At 75.4% G+C, this 18,823-nt stretch carries 13 protein-coding genes and 1 pseudogene; 5 read left to right on the forward strand and 9 right to left on the reverse strand.

Annotated features, from left to right (window positions below):
* Window positions 1-51 precede the first annotated feature (51 nt).
* The 3 genes from O7625_RS03670 to O7625_RS03680 are packed head-to-tail and all read right to left on the reverse strand — an operon-like array spanning window position 52 to window position 3,387.
* Window positions 52-1,500 (reverse strand): aminotransferase class V-fold PLP-dependent enzyme, encoded by a 1,449-nt coding sequence (locus O7625_RS03670; RefSeq protein WP_282344300.1) that lies wholly within the window; start codon window positions 1,498-1,500, stop codon window positions 52-54.
* Window positions 1,497-3,041 (reverse strand): MFS transporter, encoded by a 1,545-nt coding sequence (locus tag O7625_RS03675; RefSeq protein ID WP_282344303.1) that lies wholly within the window; start codon window positions 3,039-3,041, stop codon window positions 1,497-1,499. Before O7625_RS03675 ends, O7625_RS03670 begins: the two co-directional genes overlap by 4 nt.
* Window positions 3,042-3,072: 31 nt before the next feature.
* Complete coding sequence (locus tag O7625_RS03680; RefSeq protein ID WP_282344305.1) at window positions 3,073-3,387, reverse strand: MGMT family protein; 315 nt, start codon at window positions 3,385-3,387, stop codon at window positions 3,073-3,075.
* 35 nt (window positions 3,388-3,422) lie between these two features.
* Between O7625_RS03680 and proB the strand changes: the two genes are divergently transcribed.
* Window positions 3,423-4,580 (forward strand): glutamate 5-kinase, encoded by a 1,158-nt coding sequence (proB, locus tag O7625_RS03685; protein WP_282344306.1) that lies wholly within the window; start codon window positions 3,423-3,425, stop codon window positions 4,578-4,580.
* Between the two features lie 50 nt (window positions 4,581-4,630).
* A complete protein-coding gene (locus O7625_RS03690) occupies window positions 4,631-5,872 on the forward strand; it encodes a glutamate-5-semialdehyde dehydrogenase (RefSeq protein WP_282344307.1) in 1,242 nt (413 codons plus the stop codon).
* Window positions 5,873-6,047: 175 nt separating this feature from the next.
* Here the strand turns inward: O7625_RS03690 and O7625_RS03695 are convergent.
* The 6 genes and pseudogenes from O7625_RS03695 to O7625_RS03720 form a co-directional block, all read right to left on the reverse strand.
* Window positions 6,048-6,866 (reverse strand): annotated as a pseudogene (locus O7625_RS03695) (prenyltransferase/squalene oxidase repeat-containing protein); the annotation flags it as partial.
* Window positions 6,867-7,040: 174 nt separating this feature from the next.
* A complete protein-coding gene (gene moeZ / locus O7625_RS03700; RefSeq protein ID WP_172898537.1) occupies window positions 7,041-8,291 on the reverse strand; it encodes an adenylyltransferase/sulfurtransferase MoeZ in 1,251 nt (416 codons plus the stop codon).
* 41 nt (window positions 8,292-8,332) lie between these two features.
* Window positions 8,333-9,361, reverse strand: coding sequence for a DUF3152 domain-containing protein (locus O7625_RS03705; RefSeq protein ID WP_282344310.1), 1,029 nt, complete (start codon window positions 9,359-9,361; stop codon window positions 8,333-8,335).
* Window positions 9,362-9,520: 159 nt separating this feature from the next.
* Window positions 9,521-10,543 carry a DUF3152 domain-containing protein gene (locus tag O7625_RS03710; RefSeq protein ID WP_282344311.1) on the reverse strand — a complete coding sequence of 341 codons (1,023 nt, stop codon included), beginning with the start codon at window positions 10,541-10,543 and terminating at the stop codon, window positions 9,521-9,523.
* Window positions 10,544-10,548: 5 nt separating this feature from the next.
* Entirely contained in the window at window positions 10,549-11,544 is a 996-nt protein-coding gene (locus O7625_RS03715; RefSeq protein WP_282344313.1) for an alpha/beta hydrolase, read from the reverse strand.
* Between the two features lie 44 nt (window positions 11,545-11,588).
* Complete coding sequence (locus O7625_RS03720; protein WP_282344314.1) at window positions 11,589-15,341, reverse strand: hypothetical protein; 3,753 nt, start codon at window positions 15,339-15,341, stop codon at window positions 11,589-11,591.
* A gap of 148 nt (window positions 15,342-15,489) precedes the next feature.
* Here O7625_RS03720 and O7625_RS03725 point away from each other — a divergent pair, with 148 nt between their 5' ends.
* The 3 genes from O7625_RS03725 to O7625_RS03735 all read left to right on the forward strand — a co-directional run bounded on the left by O7625_RS03725 (window position 15,490) and on the right by O7625_RS03735 (window position 18,774).
* A complete protein-coding gene (locus tag O7625_RS03725) occupies window positions 15,490-16,128 on the forward strand; it encodes a TetR/AcrR family transcriptional regulator (RefSeq protein WP_282344315.1) in 639 nt (212 codons plus the stop codon).
* A gap of 65 nt (window positions 16,129-16,193) precedes the next feature.
* Window positions 16,194-16,421: a DUF3107 domain-containing protein gene (locus O7625_RS03730; protein ID WP_067315195.1), complete on the forward strand. Its 228-nt coding sequence runs from the start codon at window positions 16,194-16,196 to the stop codon at window positions 16,419-16,421.
* A gap of 571 nt (window positions 16,422-16,992) precedes the next feature.
* Window positions 16,993-18,774, forward strand: coding sequence for a DEAD/DEAH box helicase (locus O7625_RS03735; protein WP_282344317.1), 1,782 nt, complete (start codon window positions 16,993-16,995; stop codon window positions 18,772-18,774).
* Window positions 18,775-18,823 lie beyond the last annotated feature (49 nt).

Here is an 18,823-nt window from a genome sequence, read left to right on the forward strand (position 1 = left end):
TGATCACCGAGCTAAACCGGGCCGGCGTGGGCGGGGGTGGGGTGGGGTGGGTCACCAGGTGGGGCGTTGGAGGAGGCCGACGAACTCCACGAGCAGTCGCTCCCGCAGCGCGGCGGGGGCGGCGTCGAGCAGGGTGTTCACCACCGCCATCCGGTCCGGTGGCCCGGCACCGAGCCCCAGGCCGGCGGCGAGCCCGGCGACCAGCTCCGGGGTGAGCGCCTCCGGGGTCAGCGACCCGGCCAGGGCGACCAGTTCGGCGGGCAGCTCGACCCGGCCGGCCCGACGGGCGGCGGCCACCGCGGCGGCCAGGTCCGGGCCGAACTCGGCCACCCGGGGTGCCACCGAGGCGGTCACCGTGAGGTGCACACTGGCGGGCAGGTCGGCGTACCGGAGCTGGGGTTGGGTGTGCCAGCCCCGGGCGGTCAGCTCGTCGACCAGCACGAACAGGTCGAGCGCCGGATCGGTGCCGGTGAAGCAGACCACTGTGGACTCCGGCTCGGCCATCAGCCGCAACCCGTCGACCGCGCGTACCGCGGCGGCGAGTCCACCGACCGCCTCCCGGGTCGCCGCGGCGAGCCGCAGGTAGCCGTCGTCGCCGAGGTGCCGCAGGGTGGCGTACGCGGCCGCGATCGGGCCACCCGAGCGGGTCGAGGCGAGCACCGGGTTGACCATCGTGTAGCCGGGCCAGTCGGCGTACGCGAAGAACTGCGGGGCGCGCAGCGTCGCGTCCCGGTGCAGCAGCACCGAGACGCCCTTCGGGGCGTACGCGTACTTGTGCAGGTCGACGGAGATCGAGGTGACCCCGGCGACGGTGAAGTCGAACGGCGGCACCGGCACGCCGAGGCGACGCAGGTAGGGCAGGGTCCAGCCGCCGAAGCAGGCGTCCACGTGGCAGCGCACCCCGGCTGCCGCCGCGACCCGCGCGATCCCGGCGACCGGATCGACCACCCCGTGCGCGTACGACGGGGCGGAGCAGGCCACCAGCACCGTCTCCGGGCGGATCGCGGCGGCCACGTCGGCCACCGACGGGCGCAGGGTCACCGGGTCGACGGCGACCGTGTCGAGGGCGACCCGGAGCAGGTGGGCGGCCTTGGCGAAGGCGGCGTGCCCGCTGGCCGGCACCACGATCCGGGGTGCGGTCAGCTCCGGGCGGGCGTCCCGGGCCGCCTTGACGGCCAGGATCAGCGACTCGGTCCCGCCGCTGGTGACACTGCCCACCACCTCCGGCGCACCGCTTCCCGGCCCACCCCCGAGCAACCCGCCGGCCGCCCCCACCAGCCAGTTCTCCATAGCCAGCAGAGACGGAAAAGCGGTCGGGTCGAGCCCGTTCACGTGCGCGCTCTCCGCATAAGCCGCCCCCGCCAGCGCGTCGAGCCCGCCCACCCCCGAGTCATACACATAGGCGAACAACCGCCCCCCATGCACCGGCCGATCCCCCGCCCGCAACTGCCGAATCTCATCCAGCACCCGCTCCGCAGGCACCCCGGTTTCGTCGATCATGGACTTGTGGTGGCCTTTCCGTGGATTTTCGCGGCTTTCGTCCCCGCCACAACTCCTTGATCGACGGGGCGGGTGGGGGTGGGAGGGGTGGGGGTGGGGGTGGGAGGGGTGGGGGTGGGGGTGGGGGTGGGGAGGTAGGGGTGGGGGCGGAGGAGGAGGGTGGCGGGGGCGATGAGGAGGGCTGGGAGGAGGGTGAAGGCCAGGAGGACGCCCAGGCGGGCGGTGGGGGGTTGGGGGGCGGCGGTGCCGGTGGCTGAGGAGACGTAGCCGGACAGGGCCAGGGCCAGGCCGTAGATGCCGGGGCCCAGGGCCAGACCCAGGGTTTCGCCGGCGGTCCAGAGGCCGGTGAAGACGCCGGCCTGGCGTCGGCCGGTGCGCGCGGTCGAGGCGGCCACACAGTCGGGGAGCAGGGCGAGCGCGAAGACCTGCTGGCCGGCGTACCCGACCCCGAGCAGCGCGACCACCGCGTAGACGGCGGCGGCGGGCAGCACCGGCGCGGCCACCAGGACCGCCGCGCCGACGGCCAGCAGCAGCGAGGCGGCGACCAGCGCGGTCTTCTTGCCCAGTCGCGCGCCGAGCCGGGTCCACAGCGGCATCACCAGCAGCGCCGGCCCGACGAAGCAGGCGAACAGCACGGTCGGGCCGGTGGTCGGATCCCGCAGGATCTGAGCGGCGAAGTAGCTGACCCCGGCCAGGATCGTCGCCACCCCGGCGGACTGGATCACGAAGCAGAGCAGCAGCGCCCGGAACGGGCGGTCGGCGGCGACCACGGCGAGCTGGGCGCGCAGCGTCGGCTCGGTCGCGGTCACCGAGCCGGTCGCCGCTGAGCGGGTGCCGAGGAACGCGCCGAGCGCGCCGAGCGCGATCAGCGCGGCGACGAACACCCCCATCCAGCGGTGCCCGGCCAACCCCTCGCCGCCCGCCGTCACCACGATCGGGGCCACCGCGCCGGAGATCAGGATGGCCAGCGCCAGCACCGCGACCCGCCAGCTCATCAGTCGGGTACGCTCCGCTGCGTCGTCGGTCAGCTCGGCCGGCATCGCCACGTACGGGACCTGGAAGAAGGCGAACGCGGTGGCGGTGGCGAGGAAGGCCACGGCCACGTACGCCCCGGCGGCCGGCCCGACCCCGAACGGGGCGGCGAAGATCGCGGCGAAGAGCACCGCCAGGGCGAGCCCGGCACCGAGCAGCCACGGCCGGCGCGGCCCCAGCCGGGAGCGGGTCCGGTCGGAGATCCGCCCGGCCACCGGGTTGACCAGCACGTCCCATGCCTTCGGCAGCAGCACCAGCAGGGCGGCCAGCCCGGCGGCCACCCCGAGGGTGTCGGTCAGATAGGGCAGCAGCAGCAACCCGGGCACGGTGCCGAACGCCCCGGTGGCCAGCGAGCCGAGCGCGTAGCCGGCGTGCACCCGACGCGGCAGGGCCGCGCCGGCCGGCGGCGGGCCGGCGGGGAACGCCGCGCCGGTTGACCCGGGCACGCCGGTGGCGGCCGGTGGGGGGCCGGCGGGGGGTGAGCCGGGCTCGGCCGGCGACACGTCCATGCGGCCGAATGCTACTCACGTTCTCGCCTGGTCACCGTCCCTCACCCGGCCACCATTTGGCGGCATCCAGATCCACCCCGGCACCCCGCAGCGGGCAGCCCTCCGCCCGCAGCAGCGCCCGCGCCCGCGCCTCGTGGCCGGGTGGCAGCCGGCCCGCCGCGTTCACCACCCGGTACCAGGGCACCGCAGCCCCGTGCCGGGCCATGATCGAGCCGACCAGCCGGGCCGAGGCCCGCCCGGACCGTTCGGCGAGCGCGTCGGCGACCGCCCCGTAGGACATCACCCGACCCGGCGGGATCCGCTCGACCAGCGCGAGCACCGCCTCGACGTACTCCTCAGGTGTCACCAGCGGCCTCCTCAGGCGTCCCGACCGGCCAGGATATGGGAACGCGGCGGGGTCCGTCGGGGCCGACCGCGCAGAATGGGCGGGTGCGTGAAGCAGTCACCAGTGCCCGGCGGATCGTCGTCAAGATCGGTTCGTCCTCGCTGACCACCGCGACCGGCGGCCTGGACGAAGCCCGGGTGGCCACCCTGGTGGACGCCCTCGCCGCACTGGTCGCCGCCGGCCGCGAGGTGGTGCTGGTCTCCTCCGGGGCGATCGCCGCCGGGCTCGCCCCGCTCGGGCTCCCCCGCCGCCCGCGTGACCTGGCCACCCAGCAGGCCGCCGCCAGCGTCGGCCAGGGCCTGCTGATCGGCCGGTACGCAGCCGGCTTCGCCCGGCACCGGCTCACCGTCGGACAGGTCCTGCTCACCGTCGACGACGTGACCCGGCGGACGCACTACCGCAACGCGTACCGGACCCTGCGCAAGCTGCTCGACCTGCGGGCGGTACCGATCGTCAACGAGAACGACACGGTCGCCACCGAGGAGATCCGGTTCGGCGACAACGACCGGCTGGCCGCCCTGGTCGCCGCCCTCGTCGACGCCGACCTGCTGGTCCTGCTCTCCGACGTCGACGCGCTCTGGACCGGGAGCCCGACCCGCCCCGGCAGCACCCGGATCACCGAGGTACGCGGCGAGGCCGACCTGGCCGGCGTCGACATCCGCGGCGCGGGCCGGGCCGGGGTCGGCACCGGGGGCATGGTCACCAAGGTGGAGGCCGCCCGGATCGCCACCGGCTTCGGCATCCCGGTGGTGCTCACCGCCGCCCCGCTGGCCGGTGACGCGCTGGCCGGCGTACCGGTGGGCACGTTCTTCCACCCGGCCCGGCGACGCCCGGCGGCCCGGCTGTTCTGGCTGGCGCACGCCACCGCGCCCCGGGGCCGACTGCACCTCGACCCGGGCGCGGTGCAGGCCGTGGTGGGTCGGCGCAAGTCGCTGCTGCCGGCCGGGATCACCGCCGTGGACGGCACCTTCACCGCCGGGGATCCGGTGGACCTGGTCGACGTCGACGGCGCGTCGGTGGCCCGGGGGCTGGTCAACTACGACGCGGTGGAACTGCCCGGCCTGCTCGGGCGCTCCACCGGGGAACTCGCCGCGGCGCTCGGCCCGGCGTACGAACGCGAGGTCGTCCACCGCGACGACCTGGTACTGCTGTGACATCAGGCGCCCGGGGCACGGGCGCTTCCGGACCTCCCAAGGAGTACGCAATGAGCGTCGTCGAGCAGGCCCGGCGGGCCCGGGACGCGGCAGAGGCCCTCGCGGTCGCCACCCGTACCGTCAAGGACGGCGCGCTGGGCGCGATGGCCGACGCGCTGGTGGCGCGTACGCCGGAGATCCTCACCGCGAACGAGGCGGACCTGGCGGCCGGGCGGGAGGCCGGGCTGAGCGCGGCCGTGCTGGACCGGCTCGCGCTCGACGCGGGCCGGGTGGCCGGCATCGCCGACGCGCTGCGCGAGATGGCGGCGCTGCCCGACCCGGTGGGCGAGGTGGTCCGGGGCTCGACCCTGCCCAACGGGCTGGAGCTGCGGCAGGTCCGGGTGCCGTTCGGGGTGGTCGGCATCATCTACGAGGCCCGGCCCAACGTGACCGTGGACGCCGCCGGCATCTGCCTGAAGTCCGGCAACGCGGCCCTGCTGCGCGGCTCGTCCTCGGCCGCGCACTCCAACGCGGCGCTGGTGACGGTGCTGCGCGAGGCGGTGGCCGGGGCCGGTCTGCCCGCCGACGCGGTGCAGCTGCTCGACGCCGGCTCCCGGGACTCGGTCAAGGAGCTGATGCGCGCCCGGGGCCTGGTCGACGTGCTGATCCCGCGCGGCGGCGCGTCGCTGATCCGGACGGTGGTCGAGGAGTCGACGGTGCCGGTGATCGAGACCGGGGTGGGTAACTGCCACGTCTACGTGGACGCCGCCGCCGACCCGGCCAAGGCGGTGGCGATCGTGCTGAACGCCAAGACCCAGCGCCTGTCCACCTGCAACACCGCCGAGTCGCTGCTGGTGCACGCCGATGTCGCCGACACCTTCCTGCCGGTCGTGCTGGCCGCGTTCGCCGAGGCCGGGGTGACCGTGCACGGCTCCCCCGAGGTCGCCGCCCACTCCCCCGCAGTGGTGCCGGCCACCGACGAGGACTTCGCCACCGAGTACCTCTCGGCCGACATCTCCGTCGCCGTGGTCGACTCGCTCGACGCGGCGGTGGCGCACATCCGCCGTTACGGCACCGGCCACACCGAGGCGATCGTCACCGACTCGCAGTCCGCCGCCCGGGAGTTCGTGGCCCGGGTGGACGCGGCGGCGGTGATGGTGAACGCCTCGACCCGGTTCACCGACGGCGGCGAGTTCGGCTTCGGCGCGGAGATCGGCATCTCCACCCAGAAGCTGCACGCCCGGGGGCCGATGGGGCTGCCCGAGCTGACCTCCACCAAGTACGTGGTGACCGGCGACGGCCACCTGCGCTGAGCCGCCCGCGCGCCCGGGGTCACCAGGTGCCGGGCTCCTCGTCGCCGGCCGGCGGGGCCACCCGGTGCCGCCGGACCACCGGTGACCCCGGCGGGAGGACCGGTGACCCCGGCGGGGCGACCGGTGACCCCGGCGGGGCGACCGGTGACCCCGGCGGGGCGACCGGCCCGACCGGGCGGCAGGCGCGGATCGCGGTGAGCGTGGTGTGCACGTCGAACTGGTGGCCGTCGTCGCTGTCCCAGCCGCCGTCGCTGCGCTGGGTCTCGGCGAGGCGCTTGCGGGCCGACACCAGCACCCACTGCTCCTCGCCCACCTCGACCCGGCGCAGCGTGGCGGCCAGCGCGGCCACGTCGGCCGGGGAGAGCCCCGGCATCCGCTCGGCCAGCACCGCCTGGATCCGGGCCGACTCGTAGTAGAGCTGCTGACGGTGCAGCACGGCCGCGCTGAGCCAGCCGGCGGCCAGGAAGGACGGCCAGGTGCCGTCCGGGGCGAGCCGCCCGGCCAGGGCCTGCGCCGCCGCCTGCACCACCCCGGCGTACGCCCCGCCGACGCGGTGGTCCAGCGGGCCGGCGGCACGGGCGTCCCGACCGGCCACGCTGAGCCAGAAGGCGGCGTTGGCGGTCAGGTAGAGCCGGGCCTCCGGGTCGCCCGGGGTGGCCCACTCAGGGGCGCTGCCGGCCAGCCTCGGGTCCTCGTCCCAGCCGCCGTCGGGCAGTTGCCGGGCGGCCAGCCAGTCCAGCGCGTGCCGGGCCGCCGGCCGACCGAGCGCGCCGAGATCGTCCAGCTCGCCGAGGCGGAAGCAGGTGGCGTCCACCGACGGGACGTCGCCGCCGAGGAGGGCGGGCCAGCCGCCGTCGGCGGTCTGCCCCACCTCGGCGGCGTCGAGCAGTTCATCGGGTACGGGCGCACCGGTGCGCAGCCGGGACAGCCGGGCCCGGTCCACCGCGTCACCGTGCGCCACGACGAAGCCGATCGCGGCATCCAAGTCGACCACGCCGCAGACGCTACCGGCGCGAAGGCGATCCCGCCTCGGGGAATCGGTCGGGGCCGGGGACGGTTCGTCACCGCCCCCGGCCCCGGCCCGTCGCTGTTGCGCCCCGCCGTCGCCGGTCGGTGCCCGGGCAGCGCCGCCCTTGGTACGCGGGCAGCGCCTGCCCCGGCGCCGGCCTCAGTACGCGGGCAGCGAGGGATCGATCTGCTTGATCCAGGAGAGCACCCCGCCCTGGACGTGCACCGCGTCGCGGAACCCGGCCGCCTTCAGCGCGGCGAGCGCCTCGGCCGAGCGGACCCCGGACTTGCAGTGCAGCACGACCTGCCGGTCCTGCGGGAACTTCGCCAGCGCCTCGCCGGAGATGATCTCGCCCTTGGGGATCAGGGTGGAGCCGGGAATCCGGACGATCTCGTACTCGGCGGGCTCCCGCACGTCGACCAGGAAGATGTCCTTGCCGGCGTCCTGCCACTCCTTCAGCTCGCCGGCGGTGATGGTCGAGTCGACGATCGCCTCCTGGGCCTCCTCGGAGACCGCGCCGCAGAAGTCCTCGTAGTCCTCCAGCAGGTCGGTGACCGTGGGGTTCTCGCCGCAGAGCACGCAGTTCGGATCCTTGCGGACCTTGATCTTGCGGTACTCCATCTCCAGCGCGTCGTAGACCATCAGCCGGCCGACCAGCGGCTCACCGATCCCGGCGAGCAGCTTGATCGCCTCGTTGACCTGGATCGAGCCGATCGACGCGCAGAGCACACCGAGCACGCCGCCCTCGGCGCAGGACGGCACCATGCCCGGCGGCGGGGGCTCCGGGTAGAGGCAGCGGTAGCAGGGGCCGTGCTCGGCCCAGAAGACCGACGCCTGGCCGTCGAAGCGGTAGATCGACCCCCAGACGTACGGCTTGCCGAGCAGCACCGCCGCGTCGTTGACCATGTAGCGGGTGGCGAAGTTGTCGGTGCCGTCGACGATCAGGTCGTAGCCGGAGAAGATGTCCCGGACGTTGTCCCGGTCCAGCGCGGTGTTGTGGATCTCGACGTTGACCAGCGGGTTGATCTCGCGGATCGACGCGGCTGCCGACTCGGCCTTGGACCGGCCGATGTCGGAGACGCCGTGGATGATCTGGCGCTGGAGGTTGGACTCGTCGACGGTGTCGAAGTCGATGATGCCGAGAGTGCCGACGCCCGCCGCGGCCAGGTACATCAGGGCCGGCGAGCCGAGACCACCGGCGCCGACGCAGAGCACCCGGGCGTTCTTCAGCCGCTTCTGCCCCTGCACCCCGACGTCGGGGATGATCAGGTGGCGGGAGTAGCGGCGGATCTCGTCAACGGTCAGCTCGGCGGCGGGTTCGACGAGCGGGGGCAACGACACGGTGGACTCCCCGGGATCGGCTGGTGGCGAACCGGGCCATTGTCGCTCGCCGGGAGGCCCCTCGGCCATGAGCAGGGACACCCCGTCCGACATGCGGGAGCGGGAATATCTCAGCTACCGGGGACGAGGTCGCCGGAGTAGCGGGAGCCGTCCACGTACGGCCAGGCGTTCGCCACGCAGCCGTCCAGCCCGTAGGTCTGCTGCTGCATCACCGGGGCCGGCTCGCCGGGGCCGGGGCAGGCCTGGTGCTCCTCGCCGAGTTCGTGGCCGACCTCGTGGTTGACCACGTACGTCCGGTAGACCGCCAGCGGCGCCCCGTAGTCCGGCACCGCGTCCATCCAGCGGGCCAGGTTGATCACCACCCGGCCGGGCAACCGGCAGGAGGTGTAGCCCTCGGTGTCCAGCCCGCCCTCGGCGCACATCCGCTTTGAGGTGGCCGGGGTGGCCAGATAGACGGTGAAGTCGGCGGCGACCGCCTCCGGCACCCGCTGGAACCGCAGTTCGCCGGAGCGGATCCAGCTGTTCGGGTCGCCCAGCGTGGCGTCCACGGCGGCGGCGAACCCGGCCACGTCCTGGCCGCTGCCCTGCTCCACCTCGACCCGGTAGCGGTACAGCGGACCGTCGAAGCCGGCCACCTCGGAGCGGCCGTCGGCGGCGGTGAACCGGCCGGGGCCGCTGCGCGGATAGCGGTCGCCGGTCGGCTCCGCCGCCACCCCGCCGGCCAGCCGGCCACCGCCCGCCCCGTCGGCCAACTGCCCGGAGACCCGGACCGGGGTGTCCGACCGGTCGTCCGGCTGCAGCGTGACGAACCCGCCCACGCCCAGGCCGACCAGGGCCAGGCCGAGCAGCACGGTCCGGCGACGACGCCGCAACCGCCGCCGACGGTACGGGTTCCCGTGCCGGGCGGCGGCGCGGCGCGGCCCGGCACACCCCGGCCCGGCCTGCGGGTCGGCCTGCCACGGCCCGACCTCCCGGTCGGCGTGCGGATCGCCGTGCCACGGGTCGGCGCACGGCCCGGCCTCCCGGTCGGCGCACGGCCCGCCGTGCCACGGGTCGGCATCAGGGTCGCCGTGCCACGGGTCGGGCCGTTCGGTGGCGGGTACCTCCGGGTGGCCGGCGGAGTCGGTCGGGGTGCTCACCCGACCAGCATGGCAGACTAATCGGGCATATGCCCGCTATTGCCGCATCTTACGAGAAGATGTTTCACGTTGTCGGTAACCGTTCCACCCGTCGGAAGACGCACCGGACGCCCCGGACCGCCGCCGGGGGACGGACCCCACCACCCCTACCGGGACGGTTCAGCGGGCCGGGCCGGCGTACCGCCTGCCGTTCAGGTAGGGCCACGGGTTCGCCGTGCAGCCCCCCAGGAACAGCGACTGCTGCTGCATCACCGGCGCCGGCCGACCCGGCCCCGGGCAGTCCTCGTGGCGATGCCCCAACTGGTGCCCCACCTCGTGGTTCACCACGTACGTCCGGTAGCGCTCCAGCGGCACCCCGGCCCGGACGAAGTGCGCCACCGACAACCGCCACCGGTCCAGATTGATGATCACCTTCCCGGGCGCGCGGCACGACGTGTACGGCACACCGTCGACCCGGATGTCCACACCCCCGGCCCGGCACAGTCGGGCCGCTGTGTTCCGGGTCACCAACTGGACGGTGAAGTCGTACGGCGCGTTCCCCGGCACCCGCCGCAGCCGCAACCCGCCGCCGTCCACCCAGCTGCCCGGCCCGGCCAACGCCGCCTGCACCTGGTCGGAGAAGTCCCGGACGTCCTCGCCGGAGCCGTTCTCCACCGCCACCCGGTACCGCTGCACCCCGCCGGACCGGCCCAGCGTCACCCCGGCCCGGTCGTCGTACCGGAGGGTGCCCCGGCCGCTCGCCGGCACCGGCCCGGACACCGCCAACGCCGGCACCGTCGTCGTCGGGACCGCACCACCGGCCACCTGCGCACCACCGGCCACCTGCGCCGCCGGCGCACCGGGTGTCGCCGCACCGGCCGGGCCGACCGGCCCGGAGCCGCCGCCCGGCCCGGCGACAGCCAGGTCACCAGGGCCACCGGCCACCCCGGAGGCGTAGCCGGTACCGGTGGACCCGACGCCACCGGCGGGACCACCCGACGTGGCCACCGGCCGGGCGACCAGGCGGCCGGCGTCCGACCCCGCAGCGGCGGTGACCGCCAGCCCACCGGAGACCAGCAGCAACACGGCCGTCAGCGCCGCCGGACGCCGCCGGCCGGTGGCGAGGGACGCGAACCAGGAGAGGACGGACCGGTGACGGGCGAGGCGCACCGACAACGGACCACGACGCAGCAACGCAGACATTCGGGTCAGCTTGCCACGTCGGGCCGCAACTCCGCGTCACCGCCGGACCGCGGCGCGTCCGCCACCTCGGCGAGCAGGTGCAGCACGGCGCGGGCCACCGTACGCGGCACCTCCAGCTGCGCCACGTGCCCCACGCCGGCCAGCATCATCAACCGGCTGTCCGGGATGATCCGGGCCGTCTGCGGGGCCACCCGGACGTCCACCAGCCGGTCCTTCATGCCCCCCACCACCAGCGTGGGCGCCTGGATCGCGGCGGCGATCCGCCACAGCGACCCCGGCCCCGGCAGGTACGACCGCAGGAAACTGGCCACCAGCCCGCGGAACGTCCGCACGTAGGCGGCGGCGTAGTGGGTCGCCTCGTAACGGACCCGGATCTCCTCCAGCGCCTCCTGCCGACGCTGCTCGCTGATCCGGCTGAGGTCGGCCACGCACGCCTCCATCGCCTGCTGCGCCATCACCTCCGGGGCGAGCTGGGCCAGCCGCCAGGCGGCCAGCCGCTCCCCGCGCGGAATGGCCAACAGCGGCAGCATCCGCCCCTGCAACGAGCGGCCGAAGTTCAGGAACGGCAGGGCCGGCGAGATCAGGGTCAGGGTACGCACCAGGTCCGGCCGGCGACCGGCGACGTACACCGAGACCGCCCCGCCCAACGAGTTGCCGAACAGGTGCACCGGCCCCCGGCCGGAGTGCTCGATCCACCGCACCACCCGGTCGGCGAACGCCGGGATGGTGTAGCTCAGCCCCGGCTCGCTGCGACCGAAGCCGGGCAGGTCGATCGCCTGACCGTCGAGGCGGCCGGCGAGCAGGCCGGCGAGGTCCGTCCAGTTCTGCGACGAGCCGCCCAACCCGTGGACGTACAGCGCGGGTTCCGCGTCCGGCCCGGTGGCCGGGGTGTCCCGCACGTAGGTGAGCGTGCCGTCGAGCCGTACCGCCCGGCCGGGCCAGGGTGGGGGCAGCCGGTGCGGGGGCAGGTGCTCCTCGGGCCAGAGGGCGGCGCGCTTCATACCGGCAGTGTTCCCGTCCCGTCCCCGTACCGACAACGTGCCGCTCAGGCGAGCAGCGCTTCGAGGCGACGGTTGACCGCCGCCAGCGTCGCCCGGACCACCGCCTGCCGCGGATCCCCGGCGACCAACGCCGAACCCGCCAGCTGCTCCACCCAGCCGTCGCAGACCAGCAGCACCACCACGGTCGCCACCTCGCAGTTGCCGAACGGCACCACGGCGACGTGCTCGACGAAGCAGCGTCCCCGCTCGGCGGTGCGCTCGGCGTGCCGCAGCAGCTCGTCCACCGCCGCCGCGGCGGCCACCGCGCAGAGCCGCAGCACGTACCCGTCCACGGCCGGTCCGGTGGCGTGCCCGGCCGCCGGCTCACCGGCGGCGAGCAGGCGTACCTCGACGTTGGCGTCCAGACCGAACGTGCTGACCTGGACGTGGTCGATCACCACCCGTGGCCCCGGCACGCCGCCGGTGTCCAGCGGTCGCGAGGGCGCGGTCTCCGTCGTGGTCATCTGCCCACCGCCCGAGTACGACGCGTTGAGCGTCGCCGGGCTCCCGGTGGGCGGCAGCAGCGCGCCGGGGACGTCCTCCACGCTGGCCCGACCCCGGTGGGCGGTCGGCTGCCGGCGTCGGCGGGGCACCCCGGACACCGTCGGCGACTGCTCGGCCGGCGCTTCCTCGGCGTCCCGGCCCGGTCCGCCGGTGAGGGCCTCCCGGCCGGCCGACGGCTGCCCTGCCAGCGGCCCGGCACCACCGCCCGGCCGGTCCCCGGCGGGGACCGGCGGCTCACCTGCACCGAGCGGCCCCCGGCCGGTCGGTACGCCACGGTTCGGCTCCCGGCGGGCCGACGGGACGGACTCGTCACGGCCCCGGGCGTCCCCCGGGCGCGGTTCGCCGGTACGGCGGCGCAGCGGTGGCGGCACCGCGGCACTCGGCTCACCGGGCAGGTTCTGCGGGGCCGCGGCGAGACCCATCCGCTCCTGGAGCAGGCGGGCCACCAGCCGGCTGACCTCCGCCGGGTCGGCGCCGTCGGACAGGTCCAGCCGCAGGCTGTGCGCCCCGGCCGGGGTACGACGCAGCGCCGCGTCCCGCACTCCGGCCACCTCGCGTACGGCGTCCAGGATCGCGTTGACGTCGAAGCCCTCGGGACGTTCCCGCAGCGGGGCGGGCTCGTCATCCCGGCGCAGGTGGGTGGCGATGCGGGCGAGTTCCGGGGTCTCGGCGGGGGGCTCCACGGCTGGCGGCTCCGGCACGACGGGCACGTCCGGTTCGGCGGGGACGCGCTGCGGCAGCACCGCCGTGCCCCGGTCCGGTCTCCGCTGGTCCACCACCGGCTCGGTCGTGGTCAGCGGGTCGGGGGCGGATCGGCGGGCCGCGTAGGAGGGCACGCCCGCCGGTGCGGGCGCGGGCGGGATCTGGCCCAGCCGGCGTGGCCCGCCGATGGCGGGGGTGCCGAGGGCGGCGACGGGGGGCTCCGGCGAATGGCCGGGAGGGGTGGCAGGGCTGACCGGCTCGGCCGGCACCGACCGGAGCCGGAACGGCTGATCGGCGCGGCCGGCCGGCGGGGCGGCCGGTCGGGCGGCGGGTTCGTCCCGGGGCAGCCGGAACGGCTGGTCGGCGCGGCCGACGCCCGGCAGCCCGGTGCTCCGCTCACCGCCGGACGCCGACGGCGCCCCGGCCGGCCCGGCACCGGAGGGTGACGCTCCGGCCGGCTCGTCGCGGGCCGACGGCGGTCCGGCAGGCTCGACACGGGACGGCAGCGGTGCGGCCGGCTCGTCGCGGGCCGACAACACGGCCGGCTCGGCACGGGACGACGGCGGTCCAACAGGCTCGACACGGGACGGCAGCGCGACCGGGTCGACACGGGACGACGACGGCGCGGCGGGCTCGTTGCGGGACAGTGGCGATCCGATCGACTCGTCGCGGGACAGCGGCGGCGGGGTGACCGACGCGTCGTAGAGCGCGGGGGGTGGTGTGCCGGCGGGACGGTCCGTGGTCCACCGGGGCGGTTCGGCAGCCCGGTCCACCGCGCGGACGCGCTCCGGGGCGGGCTGTACACCCGACGACCGGTCACGGTCGGGCCGCTGTGCCCGGTCGGACCAGCTCCGCTCCGCCCGGTCGGCCTCGGCGCGGTCCCCCTCCGAGCGGTCGGACCAGTCGCCGTCGGCCCGCTCGGACCAGCCCCGCTCGGGCCAGCCCGGCCCCGCCCGACCCCGGTCGGCCCGGTCGGACCAGGTCGCCCCGGCACGACCGGACCAGTCCCGTTCGGACCGCTCCGGTCGACCGCCGCGCTCCGACCAGTCCCGCTCGGGCCGGTCGTCGTCGCGAGCGGCACGCGCGGGCCAGCCCGGCCCGGGGCGGTCGTCGTCGCGGCCGGCACGCGTCGGCCGATCCCGGTCGAGGCGGTCGTCGGCATGCGTGGGCCAGCCCGGCTCGGGGCGGCCGTCGGCACGGTCGGCGCGAGCGGGCCAGCTCGGCTCGGCGGGCTCGTCGTCACGGCCGGCACGCGCGGGCCAGCCCGGATCCGGGTGCTCGTCGTCACGGCCGGCATGCGTCGGCCGATCCCGGTCGGGGCGGTCGGCACCGGGGCGGCCCGGGGCCGCCCGGTCAGCGGTCGGCCCGTCCCGGCCGGGCCGATCGGCCACCGACGGCGTGGGCTCCGGCAACGCGGGAGGGGTGACCGGTTCGGAACGGGTCAGCTCGTACGGGCGGGGCACCTCCGAGCGCACCGGCTCGTACGGGCGGGCCGGCTCGGCACGTACCGGCTGGTAGGGGCGGGCCGGCTCGGCACGTACCGGTTCGTAGGGGCGGGCCGGCTCGGCCGACCACTCCACCGCCCGGTCGGCCCGGCCACGTCGCCCGGCCGGCGGGTCCTCGTCCCGGGACCAGGAGGGCGCCCAGGTCCCGCCCCAGCTCGGCCGGTTCCAACTCGGGCCGGACCAGTCCGGTTCCTCACCGGGGGCGGCCGGTCGACGCTCGGCGGACAGCCGGTCCCCACCCCGCGGCTCGACACCCTGCGGCTCGGTGGCCCGGGATTCGCCGCTCCCGCCGAGCGGCTCGGCGGCACCCGACCGGGCGTCGGCGGTCGACTCCCCCGGGGGGAAGCGGTCGGCCCCGCCGGGCGGATCACCCTCGGCCGGGAAGCGACCGTCCCAGTCGCGGGGGTCGCCGGTCGGGGACGACTCGGCCGCGCCCCGCTCCGGGGCGTGGAAACCAGGTGGCACCTCGAATCCGGAGGCGGCCGTGCCCACCGGGGGGACCTGCATCGCCGGTGGGGCCGAGGAGGGGAGGTCACTCCCGGGCCAGCGCCCGCCGCCGGGCGCGGAGGGGTCGTCCGAGGAATGCCGGGCGGACTCCGGGTGGTGCTGCTGGCCGGTCGGCGGCATCGGCCGCTGGGCCGGGACGACGAGCCGGTCGTCGCCGTCGGTCCGCAGGTCGTCGGCGGGGTGACGGGGGTCGCCGGGTGGGGCGCTCACCGGGCGGCGGGCAGGGGCCGGGAAATCCGGTGCCGAGTCGTGACCATTGCGGGGTGCCCGACCGTTGCGCGGGGCGTCCACACCGCCCGGCGGGGAGACGAACGGCGCAGGCAGGTCACCGTGCCGCGCGGGCGACCCGCTCCAGCCCGCTGCGGGGTCGGCCCGGTTCCACGGTGAGCCGGTCTCCCGGTAACCCGGGGCGTCGGCCCCGTCGGACCACCCGGTCGCAGGCGCCCACCCACTGACGGAACGGGCCAGGTCGTCCTGCTGACCCGTACCGTCGTCATGCTCTCCCGGGGTGGCGGCACCGGGTTGCCCTGATTCACTCACCGCGCGCTCCTTGGTCGCCCCCGCTGAGGCTACCGTGTGGTGACAGTGGCGATAAGTTACAGCGGCGGGCCAATTCCGGGGCCGGGTGAGTGTCCTGACCGGTACGGGGTAAAAGTGCCGGCTGGAACGACGAAACTCGGAGGTTCCCGTGACCGCTGTGGGGAACGGTGCGCAGACTACCGGCCGGCCTACCCGGCTACCCCGTTCAGCACGCCGTAAGCAGCTACTCGCCGCAGCGCAGGAGGTGTTCGTAGCGCAGGGGTACCACGCCGCCGCGATGGACGACATCGCCGAGCGGGCCGGGGTTTCCAAGCCGGTGCTGTACCAGCACTTCCCCGGAAAGATGGATCTGTATCTGGCGCTGCTCGACACGCACTGTGACGCCATCGTCGCCAAGGTGCACGACGCGATGCGCGGCACCCACGACAACAAGGAACGGGTCGGCGCATCGGTGCGGGCGTACTTCGACTTCGTCGACCACGAGAGCGAGGCGTTCCGGCTCGTCTTCGAATCCGACCTACGCAACGACCCGGCGGTCCGGCAGCGGGTGGAGCGGGTGGAGCAGGGCTGCATCGCGGCGATCACCGACACCATCATCTCGGACACCGGGGTCAGCCGGGCGCACGCCGAGCTGCTCGCCTCCGGTCTGGTCGGGGCGGCCGAGACCGCCGCCCAGTTCTGGCTGGCCGGTGGCCGGCAGGTGCCGAAGGCCGAGGCGGAGGCGCTGGTCGCGGCGCTGTCCTGGCGGGGCATCGCGAGCTTCCCGCTCCAGGGTGAGTCGACCTGAACATCCGGCCCCGAGATCGGATAGCCTTCCGATCGGCGGCTATCTCGCCCACCTGAGGAGGCACAGTGGAGGTCAAGATCGGCGTGCAGTACGCGCCGCGCGAGCTGGTTCTGGAGAGCGCGCAGTCGCCGGCCGAGATCGAGCAGATCGTGACCGACGCCTTCGCCACGGCCGAGGGGACGCTGTCCCTGACCGACGAGAAGGGTCGACGGGTGATCGTGCCGGTCGGCAAGGTCGCCTACGTCGAGATCGCCGAGGCGTCCCCCCGCGCGGTCGGTTTCACCGTTCGCTGAGCCGGTCCGGCCCCTGCGGCGGGCACTCCCGCCGCAGGCCGGACCGACCGACGCAGGGGCCGGACCGACCAACGCCAGCTCGGACCGACCAACGCCAGCTCGGACCGACCGACACCAGGTGGGACCGGCCGGCCGCAGCCCGGACCGACCAACGCCAGGTCGGGTAGTCGGACCGGCCGACGGCAGGCCGGGCAACAGGGCGGCAGGCCGGGTAGTAGAGCGGCAGGTCAGGCCGGCGGGTAGCAGGGCAGTAGGTCGGCTGCGCCGGTCGTCGCCATCCCCGCCACCCTCGCCCGGGGTGAAGTCCCGCCCGGCCCGGCAGCAGTGGCCCAGGTCACATTTGTCACCCCCGGCGAAAGCCGGTCATCCAGGTCAGGGGCGTGCACCGGCCTGCTCGGGTAAGATGGGGTAGTTGCCGTGGGCGCCGATCTGATCGAAGTCCTGCCTGCGGCGCGCGTGCGGCCCGGTCCGGCGCGGCGATTCTCCGCCGCCGATCGCGTGGCCCGCGCCATACCGAACGCGCCCTGAGGACAAAACGGGGCGCACCACGAGAGGGCACCCCCAGATCCAGATGAGCGAACAGATTCTCGATCAGTTGGAGGGCCAGGAACTGGTCCCCACCGCCCCGGTCCGTCCGGAGGCCCCCACCTTCGCCGCGCTGGGCGCGCGGCCCGAAACCGTCGAGGCCCTGGCCACGGCGGGTATCACCCGTGCCTTCGCGATCCAGGAGTACGCCATCCCGATCGCGCTCCGGGGCACCGACATGATCGGCCAGGCGCCGACCGGCACCGGCAAGACGCTCGGCTTCGGCGTGCCGCTACTGGAGCGGGTGCTGGCACCGGGCGAGGGCAGCGACGGCGTGCCGCAGGCACTGGTCGTCGTCCCCACCCGTGAGCTGGGCATCCAGGTGGCCAAGGACCTCGCCGCCGCCGGCCGCACCCGGGGCGTGCGGGTGCTGCCGATCTACGGAGGGGTGGCGTACGAGCCGCAGATCGACGCGCTGCGCAAGGGCGTGGAGATCCTGGTCGGCACCCCGGGCCGGCTGATGGACCTGCAGAAGCAGAAGCACCTGCGGCTGGACCGGGTCCGCGCGCTGGTGCTCGACGAGGCCGACCGGATGCTCGACCTGGGCTTCCTCGACGACGTCGAGAAGATCCTGGCGATGCTGCCGGAGGACCGGCAGACCATGCTCTTCTCGGCCACCATGCCGGACCCGATCGTCACCCTCTCCCGGCGGTTCCTGCGCCGACCGGTGACGATCCACGCCGGGCACACCGCCGAGACCGGCCCGTCGCCGCAGACCCAGCAGCTGGCGTACCGCACCCACTCGATGAACAAGATCGAGATCGTGGCGCGGATCCTCCAGGCCGAGGGACGCGGGCTCACCATGATCTTCACCCGCACCAAGCGGGCCGCCGACCGGGTCGCCGAGGATCTCGACTTCCGGGGCTTCGCGGTGGCCGCCGTGCACGGTGACCTGGGTCAGGGCGCGCGGGAGCGGGCGCTGCGCGCGTTCCGGGCCGGCAAGATCGACACCCTGGTCGCCACCGACGTGGCCGCCCGGGGCATCGACGTCAGCGGCGTCACCCACGTCATCAACTACGACTGCCCCGAGGACCAGGACACCTACACCCACCGGATCGGCCGTACCGGCCGGGCCGGGGCGACCGGTGTCGCCGTCACCTTCGTCGACTGGGACGACATGCCCCGCTGGCGGATCATCGACAAGACGCTCGGCCTGGACATGCCCGAGCCGCCGGAGACGTACCACACCTCCCCGCACCTCTACACCGACCTGGACATCTCGCCCGAGATGACCGGCACCCTGCCGACCGCCGAGCGGACCCGCGCCGGGCTCTCCGCCGAGGTCGAGGAGGACCTGGGTGGCCGGTCCGGCCGGGGTGAGGGTGGTGGCCGGGGCTCCCGGCGCGGCGAGGGACGCGGTCGTGGCGACAGCGGTGGCCGGGGTACCGGCGGCGGTCGGGGCGAGCGGCGTCGGGGTCGCCCCGGCACCGACGCGCCGGATGCCCCCTCCGCAGCCGTGGAGACGGCCGAGGAGGGCACCCGTACCCCACGTCACCGGCGTCGTCGCCGGGCCGGCGAGGTGGTCGCGGGCGAGTCGACCACGGTGACCGGCGGAGAGTCCACCGACACGACCACCGGCACCGCCAGCACGGCCACCGGTACCACCGGCACCGCCAGCACGGCCACCGGTACCACCGGCACCGCCAGCACGGCCACCTCGGCCGCAGGGCCGGCCATCGAGGGCGAGTCGACCCGGCCCCGTCGCCGTCGGCGTCGCCGTGGCGGCGGTTCCGGCACGGACACGCCGGCCGAGGCCACCGCCGACTGACAGGCAACACCGACATCCCCCGGCCCGCACTGACGGTCCGGGGGATGTC

Source organism: Micromonospora sp. WMMD714 (genome assembly GCF_029581315.1).
GTDB lineage: Bacteria > Actinomycetota > Actinomycetes > Mycobacteriales > Micromonosporaceae > Micromonospora > Micromonospora rifamycinica.

Excerpts from the sequence above, each read along its gene's own strand:
- O7625_RS03670 (WP_282344300.1), bottom strand. The coding sequence starts at position 1,500 with ATGATCGACGAAACCGGGGTGCCTGCGGAGCGGGTGCTGGATGAGATT.
- O7625_RS03675 (WP_282344303.1), bottom strand. The coding sequence starts at position 3,041 with ATGGACGTGTCGCCGGCCGAGCCCGGCTCACCCCCCGCCGGCCCCCCA.
- proB (WP_282344306.1), top strand. The coding sequence starts at position 3,423 with ATGGGAACGCGGCGGGGTCCGTCGGGGCCGACCGCGCAGAATGGGCGG.
- O7625_RS03690 (WP_282344307.1), top strand. The coding sequence starts at position 4,631 with ATGAGCGTCGTCGAGCAGGCCCGGCGGGCCCGGGACGCGGCAGAGGCC.
- moeZ (WP_172898537.1), bottom strand. The coding sequence starts at position 8,291 with ATGGCCGAGGGGCCTCCCGGCGAGCGACAATGGCCCGGTTCGCCACCA.
- O7625_RS03710 (WP_282344311.1), bottom strand. The coding sequence starts at position 10,543 with ATGTCTGCGTTGCTGCGTCGTGGTCCGTTGTCGGTGCGCCTCGCCCGT.
- O7625_RS03715 (WP_282344313.1), bottom strand. The coding sequence starts at position 11,544 with ATGAAGCGCGCCGCCCTCTGGCCCGAGGAGCACCTGCCCCCGCACCGG.
- O7625_RS03735 (WP_282344317.1), top strand. The coding sequence starts at position 16,993 with ATGAGCGAACAGATTCTCGATCAGTTGGAGGGCCAGGAACTGGTCCCC.